19 protein-coding genes are annotated in these 21,265 nt (G+C 33.4%); 10 read left to right on the top strand and 9 right to left on the bottom strand.

The window, feature by feature from the left end; genetic code table 11:
* Positions 1–37 precede the first annotated feature (37 nt).
* Genes N3Z16_RS00500 through ruvC form a run of 3 tightly spaced genes read left to right on the top strand, consistent with a single transcriptional unit; the run spans position 38 to position 4,616 of the window.
* Complete coding sequence (locus tag N3Z16_RS00500; RefSeq protein ID WP_282486323.1) at positions 38–1,063, top strand: efflux RND transporter periplasmic adaptor subunit; 1,026 nt, start codon at positions 38–40, stop codon at positions 1,061–1,063.
* Positions 1,064–1,089: 26 nt separating this feature from the next.
* Positions 1,090–4,137: an efflux RND transporter permease subunit gene (locus tag N3Z16_RS00505; protein ID WP_282486324.1), complete on the top strand. Its 3,048-nt coding sequence runs from the start codon at positions 1,090–1,092 to the stop codon at positions 4,135–4,137.
* A gap of 8 nt (positions 4,138–4,145) precedes the next feature.
* On the top strand, positions 4,146–4,616 hold the full coding sequence (gene ruvC / locus N3Z16_RS00510; protein WP_282486325.1) for a crossover junction endodeoxyribonuclease RuvC: 471 nt from the start codon (positions 4,146–4,148) through the stop codon (positions 4,614–4,616).
* An 18-nt stretch (positions 4,617–4,634) separates the two neighbouring features.
* Here ruvC and N3Z16_RS00515 read toward each other — a convergent pair whose 3' ends face one another.
* From N3Z16_RS00515 to N3Z16_RS00525, 3 genes are all read right to left on the bottom strand, one after another.
* Positions 4,635–5,414: a phosphatase PAP2 family protein gene (locus tag N3Z16_RS00515; RefSeq protein ID WP_223938976.1), complete on the bottom strand. Its 780-nt coding sequence runs from the start codon at positions 5,412–5,414 to the stop codon at positions 4,635–4,637.
* Positions 5,415–5,880: 466 nt separating this feature from the next.
* Positions 5,881–6,459, bottom strand: coding sequence for a ribonuclease HII (locus N3Z16_RS00520; RefSeq protein ID WP_223938979.1), 579 nt, complete (start codon positions 6,457–6,459; stop codon positions 5,881–5,883).
* Positions 6,460–6,463: 4 nt separating this feature from the next.
* Complete coding sequence (locus tag N3Z16_RS00525; RefSeq protein ID WP_282486326.1) at positions 6,464–7,183, bottom strand: RsmE family RNA methyltransferase; 720 nt, start codon at positions 7,181–7,183, stop codon at positions 6,464–6,466.
* A 16-nt stretch (positions 7,184–7,199) separates the two neighbouring features.
* On the opposite strand from N3Z16_RS00525, the gene N3Z16_RS00530 reads away from it, so the two are divergent.
* From N3Z16_RS00530 to N3Z16_RS00545, 4 genes are all read left to right on the top strand, one after another.
* On the top strand, positions 7,200–7,385 hold the full coding sequence (locus N3Z16_RS00530; RefSeq protein ID WP_223938981.1) for a DUF1674 domain-containing protein: 186 nt from the start codon (positions 7,200–7,202) through the stop codon (positions 7,383–7,385).
* A gap of 5 nt (positions 7,386–7,390) precedes the next feature.
* Complete coding sequence (locus N3Z16_RS00535) at positions 7,391–9,556, top strand: ATP-dependent helicase (protein ID WP_282486327.1); 2,166 nt, start codon at positions 7,391–7,393, stop codon at positions 9,554–9,556.
* Between the two features lie 109 nt (positions 9,557–9,665).
* Positions 9,666–10,112, top strand: coding sequence for an Hsp20/alpha crystallin family protein (locus N3Z16_RS00540; protein ID WP_223938983.1), 447 nt, complete (start codon positions 9,666–9,668; stop codon positions 10,110–10,112).
* 32 nt (positions 10,113–10,144) lie between these two features.
* Positions 10,145–10,801, top strand: coding sequence for an Hsp20/alpha crystallin family protein (locus N3Z16_RS00545; protein ID WP_282486328.1), 657 nt, complete (start codon positions 10,145–10,147; stop codon positions 10,799–10,801).
* 107 nt (positions 10,802–10,908) lie between these two features.
* Here the strand turns inward: N3Z16_RS00545 and N3Z16_RS00550 are convergent, their stop codons facing one another.
* On the bottom strand, positions 10,909–12,456 hold the full coding sequence (locus N3Z16_RS00550) for an Npt1/Npt2 family nucleotide transporter (RefSeq protein WP_282486329.1): 1,548 nt from the start codon (positions 12,454–12,456) through the stop codon (positions 10,909–10,911).
* A 171-nt stretch (positions 12,457–12,627) separates the two neighbouring features.
* Positions 12,628–13,083: a DUF6314 family protein gene (locus N3Z16_RS00555; protein WP_282486330.1), complete on the bottom strand. Its 456-nt coding sequence runs from the start codon at positions 13,081–13,083 to the stop codon at positions 12,628–12,630.
* Positions 13,084–13,186: 103 nt separating this feature from the next.
* Here N3Z16_RS00555 and tyrS point away from each other — a divergent pair, with 103 nt between their 5' ends.
* On the top strand, positions 13,187–14,425 hold the full coding sequence (gene tyrS, locus N3Z16_RS00560; RefSeq protein WP_282486331.1) for a tyrosine--tRNA ligase: 1,239 nt from the start codon (positions 13,187–13,189) through the stop codon (positions 14,423–14,425).
* A 134-nt stretch (positions 14,426–14,559) separates the two neighbouring features.
* Positions 14,560–15,873 (top strand): IS5 family transposase, encoded by a 1,314-nt coding sequence (locus tag N3Z16_RS00565; RefSeq protein ID WP_282485558.1) that lies wholly within the window; start codon positions 14,560–14,562, stop codon positions 15,871–15,873.
* A gap of 286 nt (positions 15,874–16,159) precedes the next feature.
* Here N3Z16_RS00565 and N3Z16_RS00570 read toward each other — a convergent pair whose 3' ends face one another.
* The 4 genes from N3Z16_RS00570 to N3Z16_RS00585 form a co-directional block, all read right to left on the bottom strand.
* Positions 16,160–16,705, bottom strand: a complete 546-nt coding sequence (locus tag N3Z16_RS00570) for a septal ring lytic transglycosylase RlpA family protein (RefSeq protein WP_282486332.1) — start codon at positions 16,703–16,705, stop codon at positions 16,160–16,162.
* A 125-nt stretch (positions 16,706–16,830) separates the two neighbouring features.
* Positions 16,831–17,529, bottom strand: coding sequence for a BON domain-containing protein (locus N3Z16_RS00575; protein WP_282486992.1), 699 nt, complete (start codon positions 17,527–17,529; stop codon positions 16,831–16,833).
* Between the two features lie 159 nt (positions 17,530–17,688).
* Positions 17,689–19,641: a S9 family peptidase gene (locus tag N3Z16_RS00580; RefSeq protein WP_282486333.1), complete on the bottom strand. Its 1,953-nt coding sequence runs from the start codon at positions 19,639–19,641 to the stop codon at positions 17,689–17,691.
* Between the two features lie 345 nt (positions 19,642–19,986).
* Positions 19,987–20,748 carry a sensor histidine kinase gene (locus N3Z16_RS00585; RefSeq protein ID WP_282486334.1) on the bottom strand — a complete coding sequence of 254 codons (762 nt, stop codon included), beginning with the start codon at positions 20,746–20,748 and terminating at the stop codon, positions 19,987–19,989.
* A gap of 258 nt (positions 20,749–21,006) precedes the next feature.
* Here N3Z16_RS00585 and N3Z16_RS00590 point away from each other — a divergent pair, with 258 nt between their 5' ends.
* Entirely contained in the window at positions 21,007–21,261 is a 255-nt protein-coding gene (locus tag N3Z16_RS00590) for a hypothetical protein (protein WP_282485543.1), read from the top strand.
* Positions 21,262–21,265: the final 4 nt, after the last annotated feature.

Here is a 21,265-nt window from a genome sequence, read left to right on the forward strand (position 1 = left end):
ATTATAATAGATTAATTTATTGCCCATTTTCGCCCGTATGAAAAATTTTCTATTTTTAACCCTACTGTTATTAGTATTTCAGCAAAGCACGTTAGCTAGCTCACATCCACAGCATAAGATTAATATTATACCGGAAAAAATAGCTGTAGCTGAATTCTACGAAAAATATACGGCAATCGGACAAGCTAGACTTACAAACAGTAAGGATTACTTTGCAAAAGTAAAGGGAAAAGTGGATTTCATATCTAGTATTCAAGGTAATAAAATAGCAAAAGGCGATGTAGTAATAATTATAGATAAAGAAATTGCAGAAAAATTAAAATCACAAGCTGAAGCAAATTTATACCTTGCAGAATCAACTCATAACCGCAACTTATCACTTTTGAAAAAAAGCATTATCAATGTAGAGGAAATCAACAAGTCAAAAGCATCGCTGGAGCAAGCTAGAAGTGAATACGCAAAAGCTCTAAAAACCTATGATGACATGGTAATTAAAACCATGGAAGATGGTTATATAGGAGTAATCAGAACAAATATAGCAGATGAAGTAAAGGAAGGTGATTATTTGTTTAGCCTCACAACAAAAAGTAATTTTTATGTATTTGTGGAACTTCCAGAGATATTACGCGGCAAAATATTAACTTCGGACGCAGTTAGTGCTCATGGAGAAAATGATGAAGCTATATCTGGAAAAATTCTAGCTATATCAGATTATTTATCTAATAACGGCACTGTTACTGCCAAATTTGAATTTCCTTATAACGATAATTTGCTGCACGGAGCGTTTGTAGAAACTGACATAATTTTCAATAAGCACCAAGCTCTTGCATTGCCTGAAAAAGCTGTCTTAAAAAACAATCAGGGAGATTTTGTTTATGTAATTACTTCAGAAAACAAAGTTAAACAAGTATTTGTAACTTTAGGAGTAAGGACAAACAACATGATAGAATTATTATCAGATGAATTAAAAGAAGGAGATATGATAGTTCTTGATGGCTTAACCAAAGTATATGATGGTGCAGAAGTAGTAGTTAATAGCAATATTGAACATTCTGGCACTTAAATACCTAATTTGTTGTATAAAAAATAATGACCCTCCCCGCCCTCTGTATAAAAAGACCTGTTTTTACCATCGTACTTAGTCTTATAGTTATGACTTTGGGAGGGGTATTCTACACTAAACTACAAATAAGGGGTACGCCGAACATTGCTCCTCCCATAATTTCAATAAACGCTCAGTACTCTGGAGCTGATGCGCTTTATATGGAAAAACAAATTACTACAAGAATGGAAAAGGAACTTAAAACTCTAAAAAATCTAGATTTTATGTCTTCCGAAAGTAAAGTTGGACAAAGCAATATAACTCTTTCGTTTAAATTAGATACTGATATTGAAATTGCTCTAAATGACGTAAGATCTAAAATTTCTGATCTAAACTATATTTTTCCCGATGATATGAAACAGCCATCGGTAGCTAAGCTTGATTCAGATAGCTGGCCGAGCATTTGGATAAGTATTAATAGCGATAGGCACGATAATCTTGAACTCACAAAAATCGCTGATGATCAGATTAAATCAGAACTTGAGAAATTACCTACCGTGGGTAATTCAATTATCTTTGGCGGCCGATATTACACTATGCGGATAGAACCTTATAATACCAAGTTATTCGCCCATAAAATATCACCTTTTGAAATAGAACAGGCTATTACAAACCAAAACAAAGATTACCCAGCCGGTACTATTAAATCGGAGGTAAGAAATTTCACACTACGATTAAACGCATCACTAAATAATCCAAAGGAATTTGAAAATATAATTATAAAGAAATATGCGGATGGAACGATAATCAAACTGGGAGATATAGCAAGAATCGGCTTAGAGCCCCTAGAAGATGATGTAATTTTAAGATATAACGGCAAAAGGTCAATGGCCGTAGGGTTAATTAAACAATCAACAGCTAATATCATAGAATTATCAGATAGTGTTAGAAAAGAGCTTATTAAAATACAAGCTAATTTGCCAGCTGGAGTACAAGCAGAAATAGCCCATGATGCGGCAATTCCTGTTAAAGAATCAATCAGAGAAGTATTTTTTACAATATTTGAAGCAATTGCCTTGGTCGGTTTTGTAACTTATATTTTTCTAGCTTCCGCCAAAATAACTCTTATTCCACTTGTTACTATTCCTATTTCTTTAGTTGGAACTTTTACGGCAATGTATTTTCTAGGGTTTTCCATTAATACCTTTACATTACTTGCTATGATTTTAGCAATAGGCCTTGTAGTTGATGATGCCATTGTAATGCTCGAGAATATTTTCCGGCATAGTCATGAACTTGGTAAACCCCCAATACAAGCGGCATATGATGCTTCCAGTGAGATTGGTTTTGCCGTCATTGCTATGACTATTACCCTTGCTTCAGTTTTTTTACCAATAGGTTTTATTGAAGGGTTTCTTGGTAAATTATTTATAGAATTTGCATGGACACTAGCATTTTGTGTGTTATTTTCGGGTTTTGTAGCCCTTACCCTAACACCGATGATGACCAGCAGAATGATTGCAAGGTCCGAAGTCCCTAAACCAAAAATATTACAAACGTTTGATCTTTATTTAAATAAGGCTCAAAATTTTTATATAGACTATCTAATATTAGCAATACAAAATAAAAAGAAATTTTTTGCCATTTGCCTTGCCTCCACCGTAGTTTTAATAATCAGCTTCAAATATGTTGGCAAAACTTTTGTACCTGAAGAAGATCAAGCTTTCTTACAAGTTATATTTTTAGGACCAGAAGGATCAAGCGTTGCCGAATCGGAAAAAGCTGTTCTCCAAGCCGAAGAAATAATGAAAAAAGACAAGGATATATTTGGTTTTTTTGACGTTATCGGTTGGGGAGGCGGTGAAAATGCCATGGCTTTTGTCCCTTTGCAAGAATGGAGCAAAAGAAAAAGGTCACACCTTGATATCAAGGAAGATTTAAATAAAAAATTCTCTGAAATAGCCGGAATGTCAATATTTGCTATTAGCCCTAGATCACTCGGTACTGGAGGATCAGATAAAATGATTGAATTTAACTTACAAAGTTCTCTTGAGTATGAAGAATTTGACGTGTTATCAAATCAATTTATCGATAAAATGAAAAAAAATCCTTTATTCCAAAATGTAGAGAGAGATTTTAAATCTTCTACTCCGACACTAGATATTACAGTTAATCGTGAAAAAGCTTATAGATACGGAACAAGTCTTGAAACGATTGGTAAAACCGTCCAATACTTAATAGCCGGTAGAACCGTCGGAGATTTTAGAATGGGTAATGATATATATGATGTAATTCTTAAATACTCTGATTCTGAAAGAAGTAGCCCCGAAGATTTAAATAGAATTCTCATTAAAACCGATAATAATAATACTCTCCCTCTCCAGTCCGTAGCAGATATAGTAGAAAAAATCACCGTTAAGGAGTATAAACATTATAATACGGCAAAATCTATTACTATTACCTCCGACTTATCACCTAATAAAACTTTAGCCGATGCCGTCAAGGCTATAGAATCGATCGCAGCAGAATTGCTAAATAAAAATAATACTAAGCTAGAATACCTTGGTGAAATAAAGCAAATGAACGAATCTTCTGGTGGCATTCTCGTAACGTTCCTTTTTGCTTTAGTCTTCATATTTTTAGTTCTATCTGCACAATTTGAAAGCTTTGCTGATTCACTATTAATTTTAATGGCTGTCCCATTTTCAATGACTGGCGGTGTTCTTGCCTTACTATTATTTAATAACACTATTAACATGTATAGTAATATTGGCTTAGTTACTCTTATTGGTTTAGTTACTAAAAACGCCATAATGCTTGTTGAATTTACCAATCAATTGCGCCATCAAGGGATGAAAATTACTGAGGCCGTAGTACACTCAGCAAAGCTTCGTCTTCGCCCAATATTAATGACGAGTATAGCAACTATTTTTGGAGCTTTACCTTTAGTTTTAGCAAATGGTGCAGGAGCAGAATCACGCAACTCTATCGGGCTTGTGGTTGTCGGAGGAATGTTAATCGGCACTTTATTTACAATATTTGTAATACCTGTATTATATCAAACCTTTAAAAAAGAAAAATCTTTAGTAGATTAAATCAAGTTATGAAAATATTAGGTATCGATCCGGCTCTTTCTTCTCTTGGATGGGGCATAATAAAGCTAAACCATCCCAAAATTAACTATATAGCAAGTGGTTTGGTAAAAACTCATCCTACCGAATTAATGTATAAAAGGCTTTCTTACATTGCAAACGCAGTACAGAACATTATTGAACTTCATGATCCAGATTTAATAGCTATGGAAGAAACATTTATCAATATGAATGCAAGCTCCTCGTTAAAACTCGGTTACGTCAGAGGTGCTCTTATGTCTTTAATAGGAAGGTTCAATAAGCCTTATTTTGAGTATAAACCTAATTTAATAAAGAAAACAGTAGTTGGAGTCGGTCATGCCGAAAAGGATCAAGTAACACATATGATCAAGCTCATAATATCAGGCACTCCCGATCTTAAAAATTCTGATGAAACAGATGCCCTAGCAGTAGCTTATACGTGCTCCGTTTTTGCTAGGTAAATTTAAAGCACCCTTTATTTACCCCCCTTGTATCTGACTTTTAGGTTTTATTAAACTTAAAAAATGCAAAGAGAAAGGTATGCAAAATCCTATAAATAGCCATTTTAACTGCGATAAAAACAACGAATCTATGTGTAAAACAAGAAAGATTTGATTAACTAATAGAAATGTAGAAACACAAAAAATTGTTGCTATTACTTTAATATTATTTCTAATTGAAGTCTTTTTATTTCTAAAACAGTATTCGGAAGATATAACACCTACTAGGGCATAATAGGCTAGCCATGAATATTCTTTAATTTCATATAATAAACCAATATATGCCATTAATAATGTACTAAAAAGCAATATGATCACGGATAAAGAGCTTTCTTTAAAAGTTTTTAAACACCAATTATAGGTAAAAATCAACAATATCCCAACAAATACTGCTCCAAAAATATCAAAATAATTGTGGTAACCTAAATGTACTAAACCCCAGCCAATACCAATTAATAAAATGGCTATTAATACCTTAATGATAAGCTTATTTATTGATTTTAATAACCACCCATATAAAACTATAGAAGATTGCATGTGCCCGCTTGGAAAAGCAAACCCCTCTTTACCTAAGCTAGGAGCTAACGGTATCTGAAAAGTAATTTTTAGAGCTAAATTAAGTAACATACTTGTTAACAATAAACAAATTCCATGAAAAAACACTTTTCTATCAATCCATATATAACCTATGATAATTAAAGGAATAATTATGGTATCATGGCTAAACGTTAGAAAGAAGCGAGAGATATTATCCAACATTATAATTTCCTTATAAATTCTTATATTCAGAAAAAACTGCTTAAATTAAAACTATTTCAGCAAAATAACTCAATCAAGCAAAAATTTTTCCTAAGCTATCTTAATTTATTATGTTGTTCAAGCAGTACTTTTAAGCTTATAACACGGTAACATTATTACTGAAGGATTTAACATACGTTAATTTCTACAAATATTTGTTGATTATAAAAAAGAAAAATATTACACATTAGCAAAATTTAAGTTATTACCAACAAATATGGCAAAAATTCATTACAATCAAGGTCACTTAGAAGTTATTAAAATATATGAAAAATTACTTCAGGAAAATATTGCCTCCTCAAAACAACTAGCCTCCTCACAGTGTAAGTGTTTTAGGAGAAGAATTAGTTGAAGAAGCAGCTTTCTAAAGCTGCTTCAAACTTTCAAACATTAGAAATGTACTTTATATATTGACACCTTTTATTACTCAAGCTGTATTTTTGAGCTTAAAGCTTAGGCGATGATGTACAGAAGAACCATATTTCTCTATGGCAGATATATGCTCTTTTGTCCCGTAACCAGAATTTTTTGCCCAGAAATAATATGGAAAATCCTGGTGCAGTAATTCCATTATTCTATCTCTAGTAACCTTAGCTATTATTGAAGCTGCAGCTATAGAGATAGACCTATCATCGCCTTTTACATAGCTTACAAAACGTTTATCACTAAATTTCATATTACCGTCTACAATTACTGCCGAAGGTTGCTTTATTAACCCTTCTACCGCAAGGACACAAGCTTTCTTCGTTGCTTCTAGGATGTTTATTTCATCAATTTCTTTTGGCCCTACCAGACCAATTGACCAGGCATAATTTTGAGTAATTTTTACGTATAATTCTTCTCTTTTATTTTTAGATAATTTTTTGGAATCCTTGATACCTTCAATTAAATTCTTTTGATCAATAATAACTGCAGCAGCTACTACAGGGCCAGCTAGTGGACCTCTGCCCGCTTCGTCTACGCCAGCTACTACCCCTGGGTAATTTGATTCAATAGATAAATCCACTTTCTTACTCCCTCATTAAATTTACGCACGCAACCATATTAATTGTTGCTACCTCGCTTCTAAGCACCCTATTACCAAGGCTTACAGAAATAACCTTAGGATTAGATATAAGTTTTTCCTTTTCACTTGGAGAAAAACCACCTTCAGGCCCTACAAGAATAGCAATATTTTCTTCAAAATTTTTTATGGAGCTAATTTTTACTCCACCGCTCTCCTCCTCATTTGCAAAAATAATCTGATCTACCCCATTAATATTACAAAACTCTTTAAGATTAACGGGTAAACGCAATACAGGTATTAGAAAACCCTCGCTCTGCTCTACCGACTCTATTATACATTTAGTAAACCTTTGTTGGTTTATATTCTTGAATTGCGTCCTTTCTGAAATCACCGGAATAATTTCTGTAACCCCCTGCTGTACAGCTGCTTTAAGTGCTTCTGTAAATCTATCTGGTTTAATAATGCACATAGCCAAAACGAGAGGTTTCTGATACTCGACTTCTCGTAATTTTTGCCCTATAACTACTTGTAAATCACGCTTATTAATTGCTATAATTTCAGCTTTAAATTCTCCATCAATGCTATTAAACAACCTAAATTCCTCAGAAATTTTCATCCGTAAAACGGCATTGCAATAATGAAAAATATCATCTCTTAAGGTTATGATTTGATTTTTAGCAATTCTAGAAGTAGTATAAATTCTGCTTAAGCTAGAAAATTTCATATTTAAATAATTTAAAATGTTAAAAGAGCGATCTCCAAAACAGTTATCGGATAATACTCTAACCAATAAAAACAAGGCAAGTAAAAAGGACAATAAACTTTTTTCAGAAGGAAGTAAAGATGAGGAATTTGGTGGTCCTAAAGGACCAGAACCAACTAGATACGGTGACTGGGAAGTTAACGGAAGGGTTTCGGACTTTTAAATACCATGCAACCTTTAAATTCACCTCAAAAAGAAGCTGTTGAAACTACCGAAGGTCCTCTACTCGTACTAGCTGGAGCTGGAACCGGTAAAACCAAGGTTTTAACTAGTAGAATAGCTTATATAATTAGCAATAATCTCGCCTATCCAAGCCAAATACTAGCTGTTACTTTTTCAAATAAAGCAGCGAAAGAAATGCAAAACCGAATTAATGACATTACTGCTTCTGATGGTTTAAATATAGGTACATTTCACTCTATCTCTACGAGAATATTGAGATCTCATATTCATCTACTTGATAACGGTATGAATCGAAATTTTAATATTATTGACCAGGATGAGCAAATAAAATTAGTCAAAAACATTGCGCTTGAAAATAATATTGATATTAAGAAATATCCTCCTAAATTACTGCATGTTATTATCTCTAAATGGAAAGATCAAGGGGTTATACCTGAAAAGGTTAGCAGCTCTGATACTACCACCCATGAATCACAACTTGCCTATCTTATCTATCAAAAATATCAAAAAATCCTACAGGAATCCAATGTTGCCGACTTTGGTGATCTGTTATTATATTGCAATCAATTACTTATCAATAATCCTGAAGTACTTAAATATTACCAAAATAAATTTAAATATATTTTAATTGACGAATACCAGGACACTAATGCTGTTCAATACGTGTGGGCGAGAATGCTTGCAAGTGATCATAAAAATATTTGCTGCGTTGGGGACGATGATCAATCCATATATAGTTGGCGAGGGGCTGAGGTAAAAAACATCCTCCGTTTTGAAAAAGATTTTCCAAATGCAAAAGTCATTAAACTAGAACAAAATTATCGCTCCTCTTCTCATATTCTGGAAGCAGCATCTAGTATCATAAGAAATAACAAGAACAGACATCACAAGAATCTTTGGACTGAAACACAATCACAGGAAAAAATAAAAGTAATTTCCTGCTGGAATGAAAAAGAAGAAGCCAGATTCGTAGCGAACCAAATAGGAAAATATATTAATTCTAAACAATATAGTGCCGGTCAGATTGCCATTCTTGTCAGAGCTGGGTTTCAAACCAGAGCTTTTGAAGAAGTGTTTATCAGTAACGCCATGCCTTACCAGATAATTGGCGGATTAAGATTTTATGAAAGAATGGAGATTAGGGATTTACTTGCTTATATCCGTCTTGCGATCAATAAAAATGACAATCTAGCTTTTGAAAGAGTAATTAATGTTCCAAAAAGATCAATCGGCAATGCTACCCTAAAAAAGATTAAGGATAAAGCCACCGATTACTCTGTTTCAGCATTTAGCGCTTTAGAAAAAATGATTAAAAATGATGAGGTTAAAGGAAAAACCAAAGAAAATCTTCAGCTTTTTGTTACACTAATTAATCAAGCATCTTTAAGATATGAAAGTGAATCCGCATTTGACGTAACAAAATTTATCCTTGAAAAATCCGGTTATTTAGCGGCTCTAAAAGAAGAAAAAACTGAAGAATCAAGAAACAGAATCGAAAATATCAATGAAATGCTAAAAGCCATAGACGAAGCCGGGAATATTAACGAATTCGTTGAACATGCAAGTTTAGTCATGGATAATGAGATACTTGAATCTGATTATGGCGGCACGGTAAAAATTATGACCTTCCACGCCTCAAAAGGCCTTGAATTTGATGTAGTATTTCTACCAGGATGGGAAGAAGGAATATTTCCCCACCAAAAATCTATGTTAGAACAAGGAGATAAAGGATTAGAAGAAGAAAGACGCATTGCTTACGTAGGGGTTACCAGGGCTAAAAAGGAGTTATTTATTACCTATGCCGAAAGCAGAAGAATATTTGCTGAAATATTAAACTCAATACCTTCCCGCTTCTTAGCCGAAATTCCAGCTGAAATATGCCATAAAATTTCCAGTTCAAACCAACTAAATTATTTAGGCTCAAAACATAGTTTTTATTTTGAAAATAATAATACCGCTGCTACTTCTCCACCCACTTCTAGTAAACTTATCCCTGAAAGCCAATCGAATGAGAAACGTCCCGGGAACAAGATCAACCACGAAAAATTCGGCGATGGAATAATTATTCGAAAAAACGGCGATAGCCTAGATATAGTTTTTGAAAAATGCGGGTTAAAAACTATAAAGGAAAGTTATATTAAATTAATTTAAAACATAATGTATAAATTAATAATTTGACAATTTTTCTTTAAACCTCTTGAAATATATTTTTTTATTATAAAATATATATTGTAAATACAAATATTATAAGGAGGAAATCATGGCATATTTACCAAAACTAAGATCCAAATCAGAATCTATAAGAACAAGGGATAGTGTATTTGATGACTTGTTTAATGAACTTTATTCTTTACCAACCTCTTTTTTATCTAAAAGTGGAGTGGACTTATCTCCTAGAATTGATATATCTGAAACAGATGCTGCGTATAAGATAGAAGCGGAACTGCCGGGAATAAACCAAAAAGAAATAGATGTAAAAATAGATAACAACATTCTTACTATAAAAGGAAAAAAAGAAGATATAAAAGAAGAAAAAGAGAAGAACTACCATTTAAGAGAAAGGTATTATGGAGCATTCCAAAGATCAATTTCTCTCCCTAATAACATTGAACCAGAAAAAATTAAAGCGAGTTTCGAAAACGGAGTTCTAAATATATCAGTACCGAAAAATGATAAAAGAACCCCTAAAAAAATAGAAATAAGTTAAATAAACTAAATAAGAATAATTGAGGTTAGTATATGAATGTAACTGATCAAAAATCACTTGATTGTAAATGGAGCAATTACAAGGTTATATTAGCTGTATTAGGGTTTAGTACCTGCCTATTTTTGGCAGGTACTATATATTTCTTAGTAAAATGTTATAACCAGAATCAAATCATTTCGGAACAATTATTAGAGTACAAGAATCAGTTTAATTATAATAACCCCCAGCAGCCATTGCTTATGGATGATAATTTTGAGCGTAGAATGAAAAAATTGTTTGATGAAATGAATTTAATTCCCAGACAATCATTATTCAACCTTATTGATCGTAATTTTTTTAATTCCCACATTCGCGGGGTAAATTTATTAAATGATAATTATTTAAATCACTCTACAATTGAGGTATTAGATAAAGAATATCTAATTACGCTGACAATACCAGGATTTACAAAAGAACAAATAAAATTAGAATTAAATGGCAATATCCTGACAATTTCTGCGGAAAATAAAGAACAATCAGATAAAAATAATACTAAAAAAAATATAAGTAGTAAATTCAAACAGGTAATTAGCTTAAATAATGATATTGAACGGGATTCCATCAAGTCATCATTAAAAGACGGAATATTAACCATCAGTATTCCACGTACCCAGCAAGAAGGAGAACCTCAAACCATAAACATTGAGTAACATAACTTAAAACCCAATATTTATTGGGCTTACTGGCGGATTGCCTAGGAAATAATAAATAATTTTGAATAAACATCAAATAACTATGGCTTAAATCAAAATAACTCTTATTTATTTCCGCAAAGCTTTTTATATTCCTTATTCAGTTCTACTACGGTCCACACCCAAACTATACAGATAATTAGAAATATAACCATTAAGAAAGTAGAAATTGAATGATAAGTAGCAGTGGGAATTATAATAAAAATCATTGACTGCACAAACGCACTTGCCGATTTACCAAGTTTCGTACCGATCATATCTGCCGCTGCCTTACCCTTGGTTTTTAATTCATCCTCAAGTGGTACGTATGCCATTTCTTTTGTACTATCAAAAAAAGTGTATTTACTTGACTTGCTGAAAACATTTTGAATTGCTCCGATCAAGACTGCAAGCATTAAAGGATCAGTCATAACGAAAAAGGTAACTAACAAGCTCCCTACAGCATCAAAATTAGATATCATAAAGAAGAGGCTTCCGGTAATTAAAACCATAAGCGGGGTAATAATAGCCGCAGAAAACCAACCAAGCCTTCTAACAAGATTTGACCCCACAATAACAAAGAAAATAGTTAATAATCCTGTATAACTAAGATAACTGCCAACAAAAACAGCAAAGTCCGTAGGATTAGTGTAGAGTTTATTTGCTTCTGCTTTCCAAGGGCCTTCAACTAAATTTATAGCCAGTCCGTAACAAAATAATAAAACCGTTATAAGCCTTATGTATCTTGATTCAACAATCATTTTGAAACTGTCTTTTAGAGAAAGGTGATTTTTTTTAACCTTAAATTTTAGATTATTTATAGTTTCCTCATCAAGGATTTTAGCATTAATTAACCAAAATGCTACCAGTGCTAAGAGTCCCAATACCAGCACAACCGATATTACTATTTGTATAGAAACAACGCTTTTGTCAGCATTAGCAGCAAAATTACCGATAATATAATTACTTATATTTGATAAATTCATTAAAAAAGTACCGGCTATATAAAGCCCTGTTTGCCCTAGTAATCCAAATAAAGGATAAAATCTTTTTGATTCTTCAACCGTAGTAATTTTATTTACAAATTGCCAAAATAGTAAAGCAAATACGGCATTTGGCCATAATTCCGCAATGATATAAAATAAAGAAAAGCTCCAATTAGAAAGTAGTAATATGAACCATTTCAAATTCGGGTACAAAGAGCCAAGATACTTAGCATAGGCCGGATCCAGATGGAAATATTGGTAATTTGGAAATAAAACAAAAGCAAATAAACAGAAAAAACTTAAAAAAACAGACATAATAAGGTAAAAAATCGTCTCACCTTTCATTATACTAACTAACTTTACATAAATTATTGTTACAAGAAAAGCAGCAGGCAAAACTCCCCAAAATTTTAAAAAAGCAATTGTTTCAGCACCAATCATGGTATTAACAACACTATCTTTCATTGCCCTGATTAAATTCTGGATCAAAAGAATAGAAAACATAAGTAAGGTTATAAGCAAAAACTTGGGTAGTTCATGTCTCTGAACCGGCCATAAATAATCAATTATTTTGCTAAATTTTGAGGAAGATAAGTCGTTATTAAAGAAATTGCTGTTAGAGGTATCATTCTGAGGTTCTGACGCCATAATCTATATCTACCTGATAAATTGTTACTGGTCAGAGCCGCATAGTATATACTTTAAACTCTTCTGTCAACAGATATTTAAAACAAATTGCTTCTGCAATACAAAAACTTTTATTTACTATATCTTCAAAATTATTAACTGAAGTAAAAAACTGGTTTTAATATTTTAATTTTACCTTTTTATTCTTGCAAAACAAGATGTAGCTACATAATCTTTCTTCGGCCCATTAACCCTGAATTTTTGTATAAATTGGTTAGAACTAATAATTTCATAAGTTGTAGAATAAAAATCCTGAACACATTTGTAATTGCCGCTAACTATACTAGGTAAACTCGAATCAAATAATAAATTGAACATAAAACGTCTACTATTACGTTCATAGCTATATAACCCTAAATTTCCCATATTATCCAAAATATAATCATATTTTTTTTTTGCTTTGGATACAAAACCGTTAGACCATTTCACTTCTAAGGATTCCTGGTAATTTAAAATATGTGTATTTTTCTTACTGATATATACTACCCCCTTAGCCACAGCATTAGATAAAGAAGCCGATTTATCAAGAACCTCTCTTTCAATAACCCACTCCCCTGGTAGATAGCAAAAAAATAATAGATTAGTCATAATTATTGGTTTGTTCTTTAAGAAACTCTGCTTTATAATTTAGCACTGTTAAGCACGAAAATATCTAAATAAAAAAATTATTCATCACAAAAAGCTAAAGAATATGACATTTATCGAAGAATTTAAAAAGAGAGGCTATTTTTATCAATGTACTGACCTTACAACTTTAGAGCAGAAGACGACTCGAGGAAAAATAGCAGCTTATATAGGATTTGATTGCACCGCTGAATCTTTGCACGTAGGCAATCTAATGCAGATTATGATATTGCGTCTTTTGCAGAAATATGGTCATAAGCCGATTGTGTTAGTGGGAGGCGGAACCACAAAAATCGGTGATCCAACTGGTAAAGAAGAACTCAGAAAATATCTTAGTGATGAAGACATCTCTCGAAATATGGCTGGAATTAAGAAATCTTTATCTAAATTCATTAAGTTTGGCGACGGTCCAAGTGATGCCGTTATGGTAAATAACGCTGATTGGCTTGATAACCTTGGTTATATTGAATTTTTACGTAAATACGGGAGGAATTTTTCAATAAATCGAATGCTAACAATGGACTCAGTTAAAACTAGACTTGAGAGAGAACAATCTTTAACTTTTTTGGAATTCAATTATATGCTTTTACAAGCCTATGATTTTTATTACCTTAATAAAACATACAATTGCTCGTTACAGCTCGGCGGTAGCGACCAATGGGGTAATATTGTTACCGGTGTAGAGCTTATCCGGAAAATGAGCAAAAACGAATCATTTGGGCTTACTACTCCCCTACTTACTACTTCCTCAGGGGCAAAAATGGGTAAATCAGTAAGCGGTGCTGTATGGATAAATGAAGAGCATCTATCTCCTTATGACTATTATCAATACTGGCGTAATACAGAAGATGCAGATGTGGGTAAATTTGCTAAATTATACTGCGAATTTTCACAATCGGAAGAAAAAGAGTTTGAAACTTTAATTAGTGAAAATATCAACGAAGCAAAGAAAAAATTAGCTTACAGGGTTACAGAGCTTTGCCATGGTAAAGAAAAAGCCCAAGAAGCCTTTGATACTGCCATTAAAGTTTTTGAGCAGAAAACAGTAAGCCATAATTTACCTTCTATTTTACTAGATAAAAAGATTTTATCGCAAGGAATAATGTGTATTGATCTATTATGCCACACAGGTCTTACTGCTTCTAAAGGAGAAGGAAGAAGGTTAATTAGGGGTATGGGTATTAAAATTAACGATAACCTGGTTGTAGATGAGAATTTGATAATAAACTCAAACCATCTAAAAGACAAAGCAATCAAAATCTCTTCTGGTAAAAAGAAACATGTGTTAATTAAAATAGAAGAATAATATTTTCTCTTAGAAAGTCTCTCCGTCAAAACTCTCTACCCCTGAATTAGAAGGGGTTTCATGTTATAAATGGCTTACGAAATCCATAAGAAAATGTTATAATTAGCGCATAAAGCTTATGGATTTTAAAGTATATGCCTATAGAAAATATTAGTTTTTCTCAAAAACAAGAAAGATTATTTGGTGAAAAATTATCTATACAACTAAATCGCAAAAACAAATTATATAAACTGAGAGATTTGGTAAATTGGTCTGAACTTGAAGCGCTGGCATTAGCTAAGGTTGAAATCAAGCAATTCGGTAGAAATAAGAAGGATCATAGAGTAATGCTAGGACTATCAATGCTGCAAGCTATGTATAACGGTTCTGATTCGTTTACGGAGGAAGAATTAAAGGAAAATATATATTGGCAATATTTTTGCGGCTATGAGTATATGCAACAAGATATTGACGTATCGGAGGCGACTATACGTAGATTCCGCAATGCTCTGGGAGAGGAAGGATATAAAGAGATTCTAAAAGAGCTTTTGCGTATAGGACTGAAGGTCGGAGCACTCAAAAAAAAAGACTTGGAATCGGCGATTATAGATACGACTGTACAGATTAAGAATATCAAACATCCACATGACGTACATTTAATGGAGACCGCAAGAGCAAAAGTAGTAGATCTCTGTAAACGACTTGGTATTTCGCTTAACGAGACATACGCCAAGAGTTTTAAATATAAGACGATCAAGCTTTGGAAGTACAAGGAAGATAGTAAAGCAAGGCAACGTAGAAAAATAATGATAAGCTTAAAAGTCCGCTTAGGTAGGTTGATCCGTATATGCTGGAGAGGTATAGAAAAATCAAAATTAGAACTATCTGCTGAGGATAGCGCCATTTTTACGAGAGTTAAAAATATTCATGCCCAGTCTGTGCTTAAGAAAAAGGACAAGGATATTTATAAAAAAGAGCATAAGATAGTCTATAGCTTTCATGCTCCGGAGGTAGAGTGTATCGGCAAGGGTAAAATGAATAAACCTTACGAATTTGGTAACAAAGTCGGGATTGCAGTAAGCGGCCGAGGCAACTTTATTCTTGGGGTTAAATCTTTTCACGGTAACCCCTACGACGGACATACTTTAGATCAAACGGTATCGGAGCTGCGCAAGCTAAGTCCGGAGACTAGCAAAATTTTTGTAGATCTTGGTTACACCGGCCATAACTTCAAAGAAAAAGGCAAGGTTTTTACCGCCAAGACCAAGAAAGCTTTATCAACCGATGACAAAAAGATGCAAAAGCGGAGAAGTGCAATTGAACCGATAATAGGTCATCTAAAGAATTTTGGTCGTATGGGTAGAAACTACCTTAAGGGAATAATTGGAGATATCGTTAATCCGCTTATCTCTGCCGTTGGCTTGAATTTGCGTAGAATCACTAATATTCTCAAAGAATCCACCGCATAATAATTTTCCGAAAATCTTAATAATTTAAGCAATTAGCATTGCTCAAGAGAGAATCATGAGTAAATTGTGAATTTTTGCCATCATAGCACCTAAATTTTATATTTTTGGTAAAAAAATACCCCAAAAAAATAAAAATGCGATGATTGACTTTTAAAATTATTAAAACTACATCAAAAATTTAGAATTTTGACGGAAAGACTAGAAACAAGCGAATTTTACAGCGGCTAAAGCTAGCTTAAATTAGAAATTAACTCATGAGGAGCGCAAAATGTGAAGAAGGTTCACTTTACGAATCAACTTTATATCCATATTTCAGGTTCACAAGTTTAACATGACAGTTAACGCTGCATTTCCTATTAGGCAGTGGTCTCTTGGAAATAAAACCTTCTTTATCGGCAAGACCAAAAGTTTTTAACATTTTTTGCGTTTCAGAATGCAGATACTGTACCTTTACTTGAGCTGTTCCTCGATGTTTAAAACCAAGTAATTTAGCAGCCTTTTCTGATACATCGATTTCCCTATCACGTGCAAAAGGCCCTCTATCGTTGACAAGTACTATAACAGATTTGCCGTTCTCTAGATTCTTGACTTTAACCAGAGAGGGCATATGAAGGGTTTTATGCGCAGCTGTTAATAATTCCTTATTATACGTATCCCCATTAGCGGTTTTTTTACCATGAGAACCGTCCTTATGACCGTACCATGAAGCTTTACCAACTTTAGCATACTTATTGTACTTTTTAGGTTTATAGGACTTACCTTTAATACTATATTTATTCCCGACTTTAAAATGTCCTTTATATTTTGTATTGTGTCTATCTTCCTTAGACAAAGTTTGGAAAGACTTCGGATTGCTTTGACAGGATGATAATATCACTGCAATAAGACATAACATTACTAGCGAGCTAGCGTTATAAATATATTTAAGTAACCTTTTACTAAACATACTCCCAAACATTACCAACTATCTACCGATTCCTGCTCGTTTTTAAAATCAGAAGATTCCCCTTCATCAATCAGTAATGTCTCTTCTTCTTCGTGTTTTTCCCCTGAAGATTTGGTTTTAGGGGTATAATCCCCTACCTTAACATGACTTACAACTTTTTGAACTCCATTAGTATTAGAAGCAATGGTTGCTACTTTCTGCAGCTCTTCTTCTGACCTTGCCATACCAAACAAATAAACCACATCGTTTACTGTAATGACAGTATAATTAACAAATTTTATACTTCTATCCAGAAAAGTTTTTGATTTAATCTGACTTGTAATCATAGTATCCCTAGTATATTGGACAATATCAAATTTACCGCTATTTTTATCTACCTTAAGCTCATTTACTACTTCTGTTACCCCTTCTTGATCCCATGCAATTTGAACAGCATTAATCATATCTTCTTCTTTATCAACTAACCCTGTATATAAAACCCTACCTTGAACTACTTCTACTTTAATTTTAGTATATAATTCCCTAAAATTATTTTTTATAAACGAAGCTTTTATTGCAGATGCTATACGAAAATCCTTAAGAGCCTCATCTGCAGGCCTATCTTTGGCCAGTTCTGTTACCGAAGCTGTGGCACCGGTAAAAATAACAGGTAAACAACCACTTACCAGGAAAGATAATAATACAACGGTAATAAAAGGAACTTTTTGCATAAAAATAATTATTAAATCAATGACTACAAGAGCATTATACAAAAGAAATATTTTCAATCAATAGATTTAGTATAAGCTTCCAAAGCTCTAAAATTAACTTTAAGCCATAAAAACAAGAAATATCACACGCTAATGCAGATAAACCCACTAATTAAAAATCTAAGAAGAAGCACTAACCTCTTTAGTCCAGGTTAGATCCTTACCTTCTATTATCTCCATTGAAGAACCTGGAAAATTACCGTCGTGGCCTAAATACCTTCCTTTAAGGATATTTGCTAAAAATACCTCAGCGTGGGCATAAAATGACATCCTGTTTTCAGGTCTGGCAAGCCCATGTCCTTCATCTTTATAAAGTAAATACACTACTGGTATTCCATGCTTTTTCATAGCTGATACTATTTGATCTGACTCAAGCTTTTTAACACGGGGATCATGAGCTCCTTGTACAATTAACAAAGGTTTTTTGATATTTTTTACATAATTAAGAGGTGAACGCTCAAATAGAAATTTTTTTCCGCCTTCATTATCAGGGGAAGCTCCTATAATTTTCTTTAAATGCGCAAAAACTGGCTTCCAGTAAGGAGGAATCGAATTCATTAAAGTCTCTAGATTAGATGGGCCAACGATATCTATTCCTGCAGCGTATAGATCAGGTGTCATACTCATACCCACAAGGGTGGCATAACCACCGTAGCTACCTCCCATAATCACTATTTTACTCCTATCAGCAATGTTATTGTCTATTGCCCATTTTACCGCATCTTCTAGATCATCTTGCATTTTTCTAGCCCATTGCCCATCACCGGCATTGATAAAGCTTTTGCCAAAGCCGGTAGAGCCACGATAATTAACACTAAGTACTGCATAACCTCTATTAGCAAGCCATTGGTGAGTAGCATTATAACCTTTATTGTCTCTGCTATTTGGTCCACCGTGGACATACAGGATCAGCGGAATTGGATTTTCTAACCGTGCACCCTTATCTAACCACCGAGGTAATGTTAAATAGCTAACCAATTCTAAACCATCCCGAGAAGTAATTTGCACCGGATGCATTTTAGCAAAAGAATATTCTTCTTGTTTTGAATTAGAAACAAATAAAAATCTAGCTTCTCCAGTAGCCCGATCATATAAATAATATTTATATGGACCATCATCTTGCATATAAACAACTATCCATTTACTGTCATTTTCTACTCTCGAGGTAATTTCAATTGTGCCATCATTAAGCTCCGATAATTTTTTTATATCCTCCTTTATTTGCGGATCAAGAATTATCCATTCTTTTTGCAAATAATCAATCGATACAGCTTGAATCTTTTTAGTAATAGGTTCTACTAAACAAGAGTCTATATCGGCTCTTGCATCTTCATAAAGAAGATCTCTTTTTAGAGTTGATAAATCTATTTCAAAAAGAGCTGATTTATCCCTTTGGCTACTATCAACCGCATAGAGAATTTTACCATCGGCAGTTATATGCAAAAGTGAAGTAGTGAGCATATCCTCTGCTTTTATTTTTTGGAATAACTGGGAACTGGCAAGGTTACCATTCTTAAAACTGTAAATTTCCCCTTCACCAGTTGGCAGCATCTTATAAGCAAAGAGAATTTTAAAATTATCGTCAATTATAAAGCTGAGATACTTTTCTTTATTTTCAAAAATAATTTCTGCTTTTCCTGATTTAACATTAATTTTATAAATATCGAAATATTCAGGAACTCTTTTGTTCATCTGAACTAAAATCTCATCTGGAAAGCTTTTACTCTTTTTGATCACCGAAGCTCTAACCCCTTCTTTTGGAGTAAGAAGGATATTTTCTTTAGTATTTATATCAATCGAATAAAGCCTAAAATTTTCGTCTCCTTTATTATCTATAGAATAAATAATGTTATTGCTATTTTTAGCCCAAGAATAACTTCTAATGCCTCTTTCCTTATCAGACGTAACCGCCTTTCCTGCTAAAAGATTATCAACTGGCGCAACGAAAACGTTTAGCACCCCCTTTAATGGCGCAAGGTAACTAATATATTTCCCATCTTCGCTCATCCGTACTGCAATTTTATCCGGATTACCAAACAATACTTCCCGTGGTATTAAACGATCTTCTTTCATAATTCCTTCCCTATTATTACCTTTAGCCACAGCTAATTCATAATGGATATTTATAATAATTAGTATAAATATTATAGTTAATTTTAACATGAGCCTGTGTTTCTAATATTGTACTTTAGTTAATTAGCGATAATACTTACTTGGTGGAATTTCTTGAACTCCTAAATTTTAACTTTTTGGTAAACCAATAAGCGAGAACTTTTGGATTATATAAACACTTTTGCTAAAAGCTGCTATAACCGCAAAGTTTCAACTATAGGCCGCTTCGCAAAAAGCTGATCAAAATCCCTGAACTTTCAAATTCACTTTTAAATAGTTTTTGATATTTAATAGCCAAACTCCTCTTTAGCGGTTTTTAATTACTTTTGGCAAGGTAAAGCAGATTGTAGTGCCCATTCTTTTACTTTCGGCCTTGATCTTCCCGCCGTGTACTTCAATAACCTTTTTGCACACCGCAAGGCCTACTCCTCTTCCACCGGCAAAACTTTCTGTCCTTGAACTAACCGTAAACTCCTCAAATACTTCATCTAATTCATCAGGGGGGATGCCTATCCCCTCATCACTAATGCTGAAAATTATCGTTTCATTATCATTATCCCGTTTGATGCTAATTGCAATAGTTCCGCTTTTGGCGTAATTGATACTATTGATAATTAAATTATCTATTGCCTGGCTTAGGTAGTATTTATCAATATTTAAGATGATCCCCTCTTCAATATCCAGCTGCCAGTTCCTTCTGCTGGTCTCTGGCCCTTCTTGCCAGTGAATAGTACTTTCTTCCTCATTCTCGTATAGCTTGCGGCAAAGTGTAACCCTATCCTCTACTAGCTGACTAAAGTCCGTTTCTACCAGTTTTAAGTCATAACTTGGTTTATTCAGTTTTGAGAGGCTTGATATATTCGAATCAAATACCTCAAGACGAAGCGAGCTATCTAGTATCGTTTTAGCTGCTACTTTTCGCTGCTCATCATTTAACTTATCATAATCCTGCACCAGTACCTGAGCCATGCTCGATATCCCCGTCATCGGAGCGTGATATTCATGCGTTATATTGCGAATAAAACGTCCTTTTAATGCTTCTGCTTCCCTGGTCTGCTCCTTGTACATGTTTATCCGGCCACTTAGATGCTCGTTCTTTTCTTCAGTTAGCTCCTGATGCTCTTGTTTGGGTTTCAGGAAAAGAATTAAGGTACTAATAAGTAATAACAGTAAACAAGATAAGCCACCTATCGGTGGCAGCTTAAAAGAAGATACCCTTGACCGATAAATATTTATGGAGGATTATAATACTGGTATTTGATTTGTTTTAACTTGAGTTATAAAGACTGAATGTTAGACATACATAAGATAATATATAATTGAGTTATGAGTAACTTGCACTCTGAGCAGCATTTGGTCAATGAATTAGCGGTAAAAACTCTTAAGGCCATTTCTAAAGAGCAAGCAATTCCTTACAGCAGGATCAAAAAGATTTTTTCCGAAGGAGATAAGGAAATAGCCAAGGCTTTCTGGATAATGTTGCGAAAAATATCTCCCAATCATAAGTATAATTCTGTTTACTATTGCCCTGATTGTAAAGAATTTGATTTAGAACGCAAAGGAAGAAAGATTCCTTGGTAAGAAA

Origin of the sequence: Candidatus Megaera polyxenophila, assembly GCF_029982035.1 — a bacterium.
Classification (GTDB): domain Bacteria; phylum Pseudomonadota; class Alphaproteobacteria; order Rickettsiales; family Rickettsiaceae; genus Megaera; species Megaera polyxenophila.

Coding starts and splice junctions, on each gene's coding strand:
- N3Z16_RS00525 (WP_282486326.1), bottom strand. CDS start 7,183: ATGAAATTTTCTAGCTTAAGCAGAATTTATACTACTTCTAGAATTGCT.
- tyrS (WP_282486331.1), top strand. CDS start 13,187: ATGACATTTATCGAAGAATTTAAAAAGAGAGGCTATTTTTATCAATGT.
- N3Z16_RS00500 (WP_282486323.1), top strand. CDS start 38: ATGAAAAATTTTCTATTTTTAACCCTACTGTTATTAGTATTTCAGCAA.
- N3Z16_RS00530 (WP_223938981.1), top strand. CDS start 7,200: ATGTTAAAAGAGCGATCTCCAAAACAGTTATCGGATAATACTCTAACC.
- N3Z16_RS00535 (WP_282486327.1), top strand. CDS start 7,391: ATGCAACCTTTAAATTCACCTCAAAAAGAAGCTGTTGAAACTACCGAA.
- N3Z16_RS00580 (WP_282486333.1), bottom strand. CDS start 19,641: ATGAAAGAAGATCGTTTAATACCACGGGAAGTATTGTTTGGTAATCCG.
- N3Z16_RS00575 (WP_282486992.1), bottom strand. CDS start 17,529: ATGCAAAAAGTTCCTTTTATTACCGTTGTATTATTATCTTTCCTGGTA.
- N3Z16_RS00555 (WP_282486330.1), bottom strand. CDS start 13,083: ATGACTAATCTATTATTTTTTTGCTATCTACCAGGGGAGTGGGTTATT.
- N3Z16_RS00540 (WP_223938983.1), top strand. CDS start 9,666: ATGGCATATTTACCAAAACTAAGATCCAAATCAGAATCTATAAGAACA.
- N3Z16_RS00590 (WP_282485543.1), top strand. CDS start 21,007: ATGAGTAACTTGCACTCTGAGCAGCATTTGGTCAATGAATTAGCGGTA.
- N3Z16_RS00545 (WP_282486328.1), top strand. CDS start 10,145: ATGAATGTAACTGATCAAAAATCACTTGATTGTAAATGGAGCAATTAC.
- N3Z16_RS00505 (WP_282486324.1), top strand. CDS start 1,090: ATGACCCTCCCCGCCCTCTGTATAAAAAGACCTGTTTTTACCATCGTA.
- ruvC (WP_282486325.1), top strand. CDS start 4,146: ATGAAAATATTAGGTATCGATCCGGCTCTTTCTTCTCTTGGATGGGGC.
- N3Z16_RS00550 (WP_282486329.1), bottom strand. CDS start 12,456: ATGGCGTCAGAACCTCAGAATGATACCTCTAACAGCAATTTCTTTAAT.
- N3Z16_RS00515 (WP_223938976.1), bottom strand. CDS start 5,414: ATGTTGGATAATATCTCTCGCTTCTTTCTAACGTTTAGCCATGATACC.
- N3Z16_RS00585 (WP_282486334.1), bottom strand. CDS start 20,748: ATGTACAAGGAGCAGACCAGGGAAGCAGAAGCATTAAAAGGACGTTTT.
- N3Z16_RS00565 (WP_282485558.1), top strand. CDS start 14,560: ATGCCTATAGAAAATATTAGTTTTTCTCAAAAACAAGAAAGATTATTT.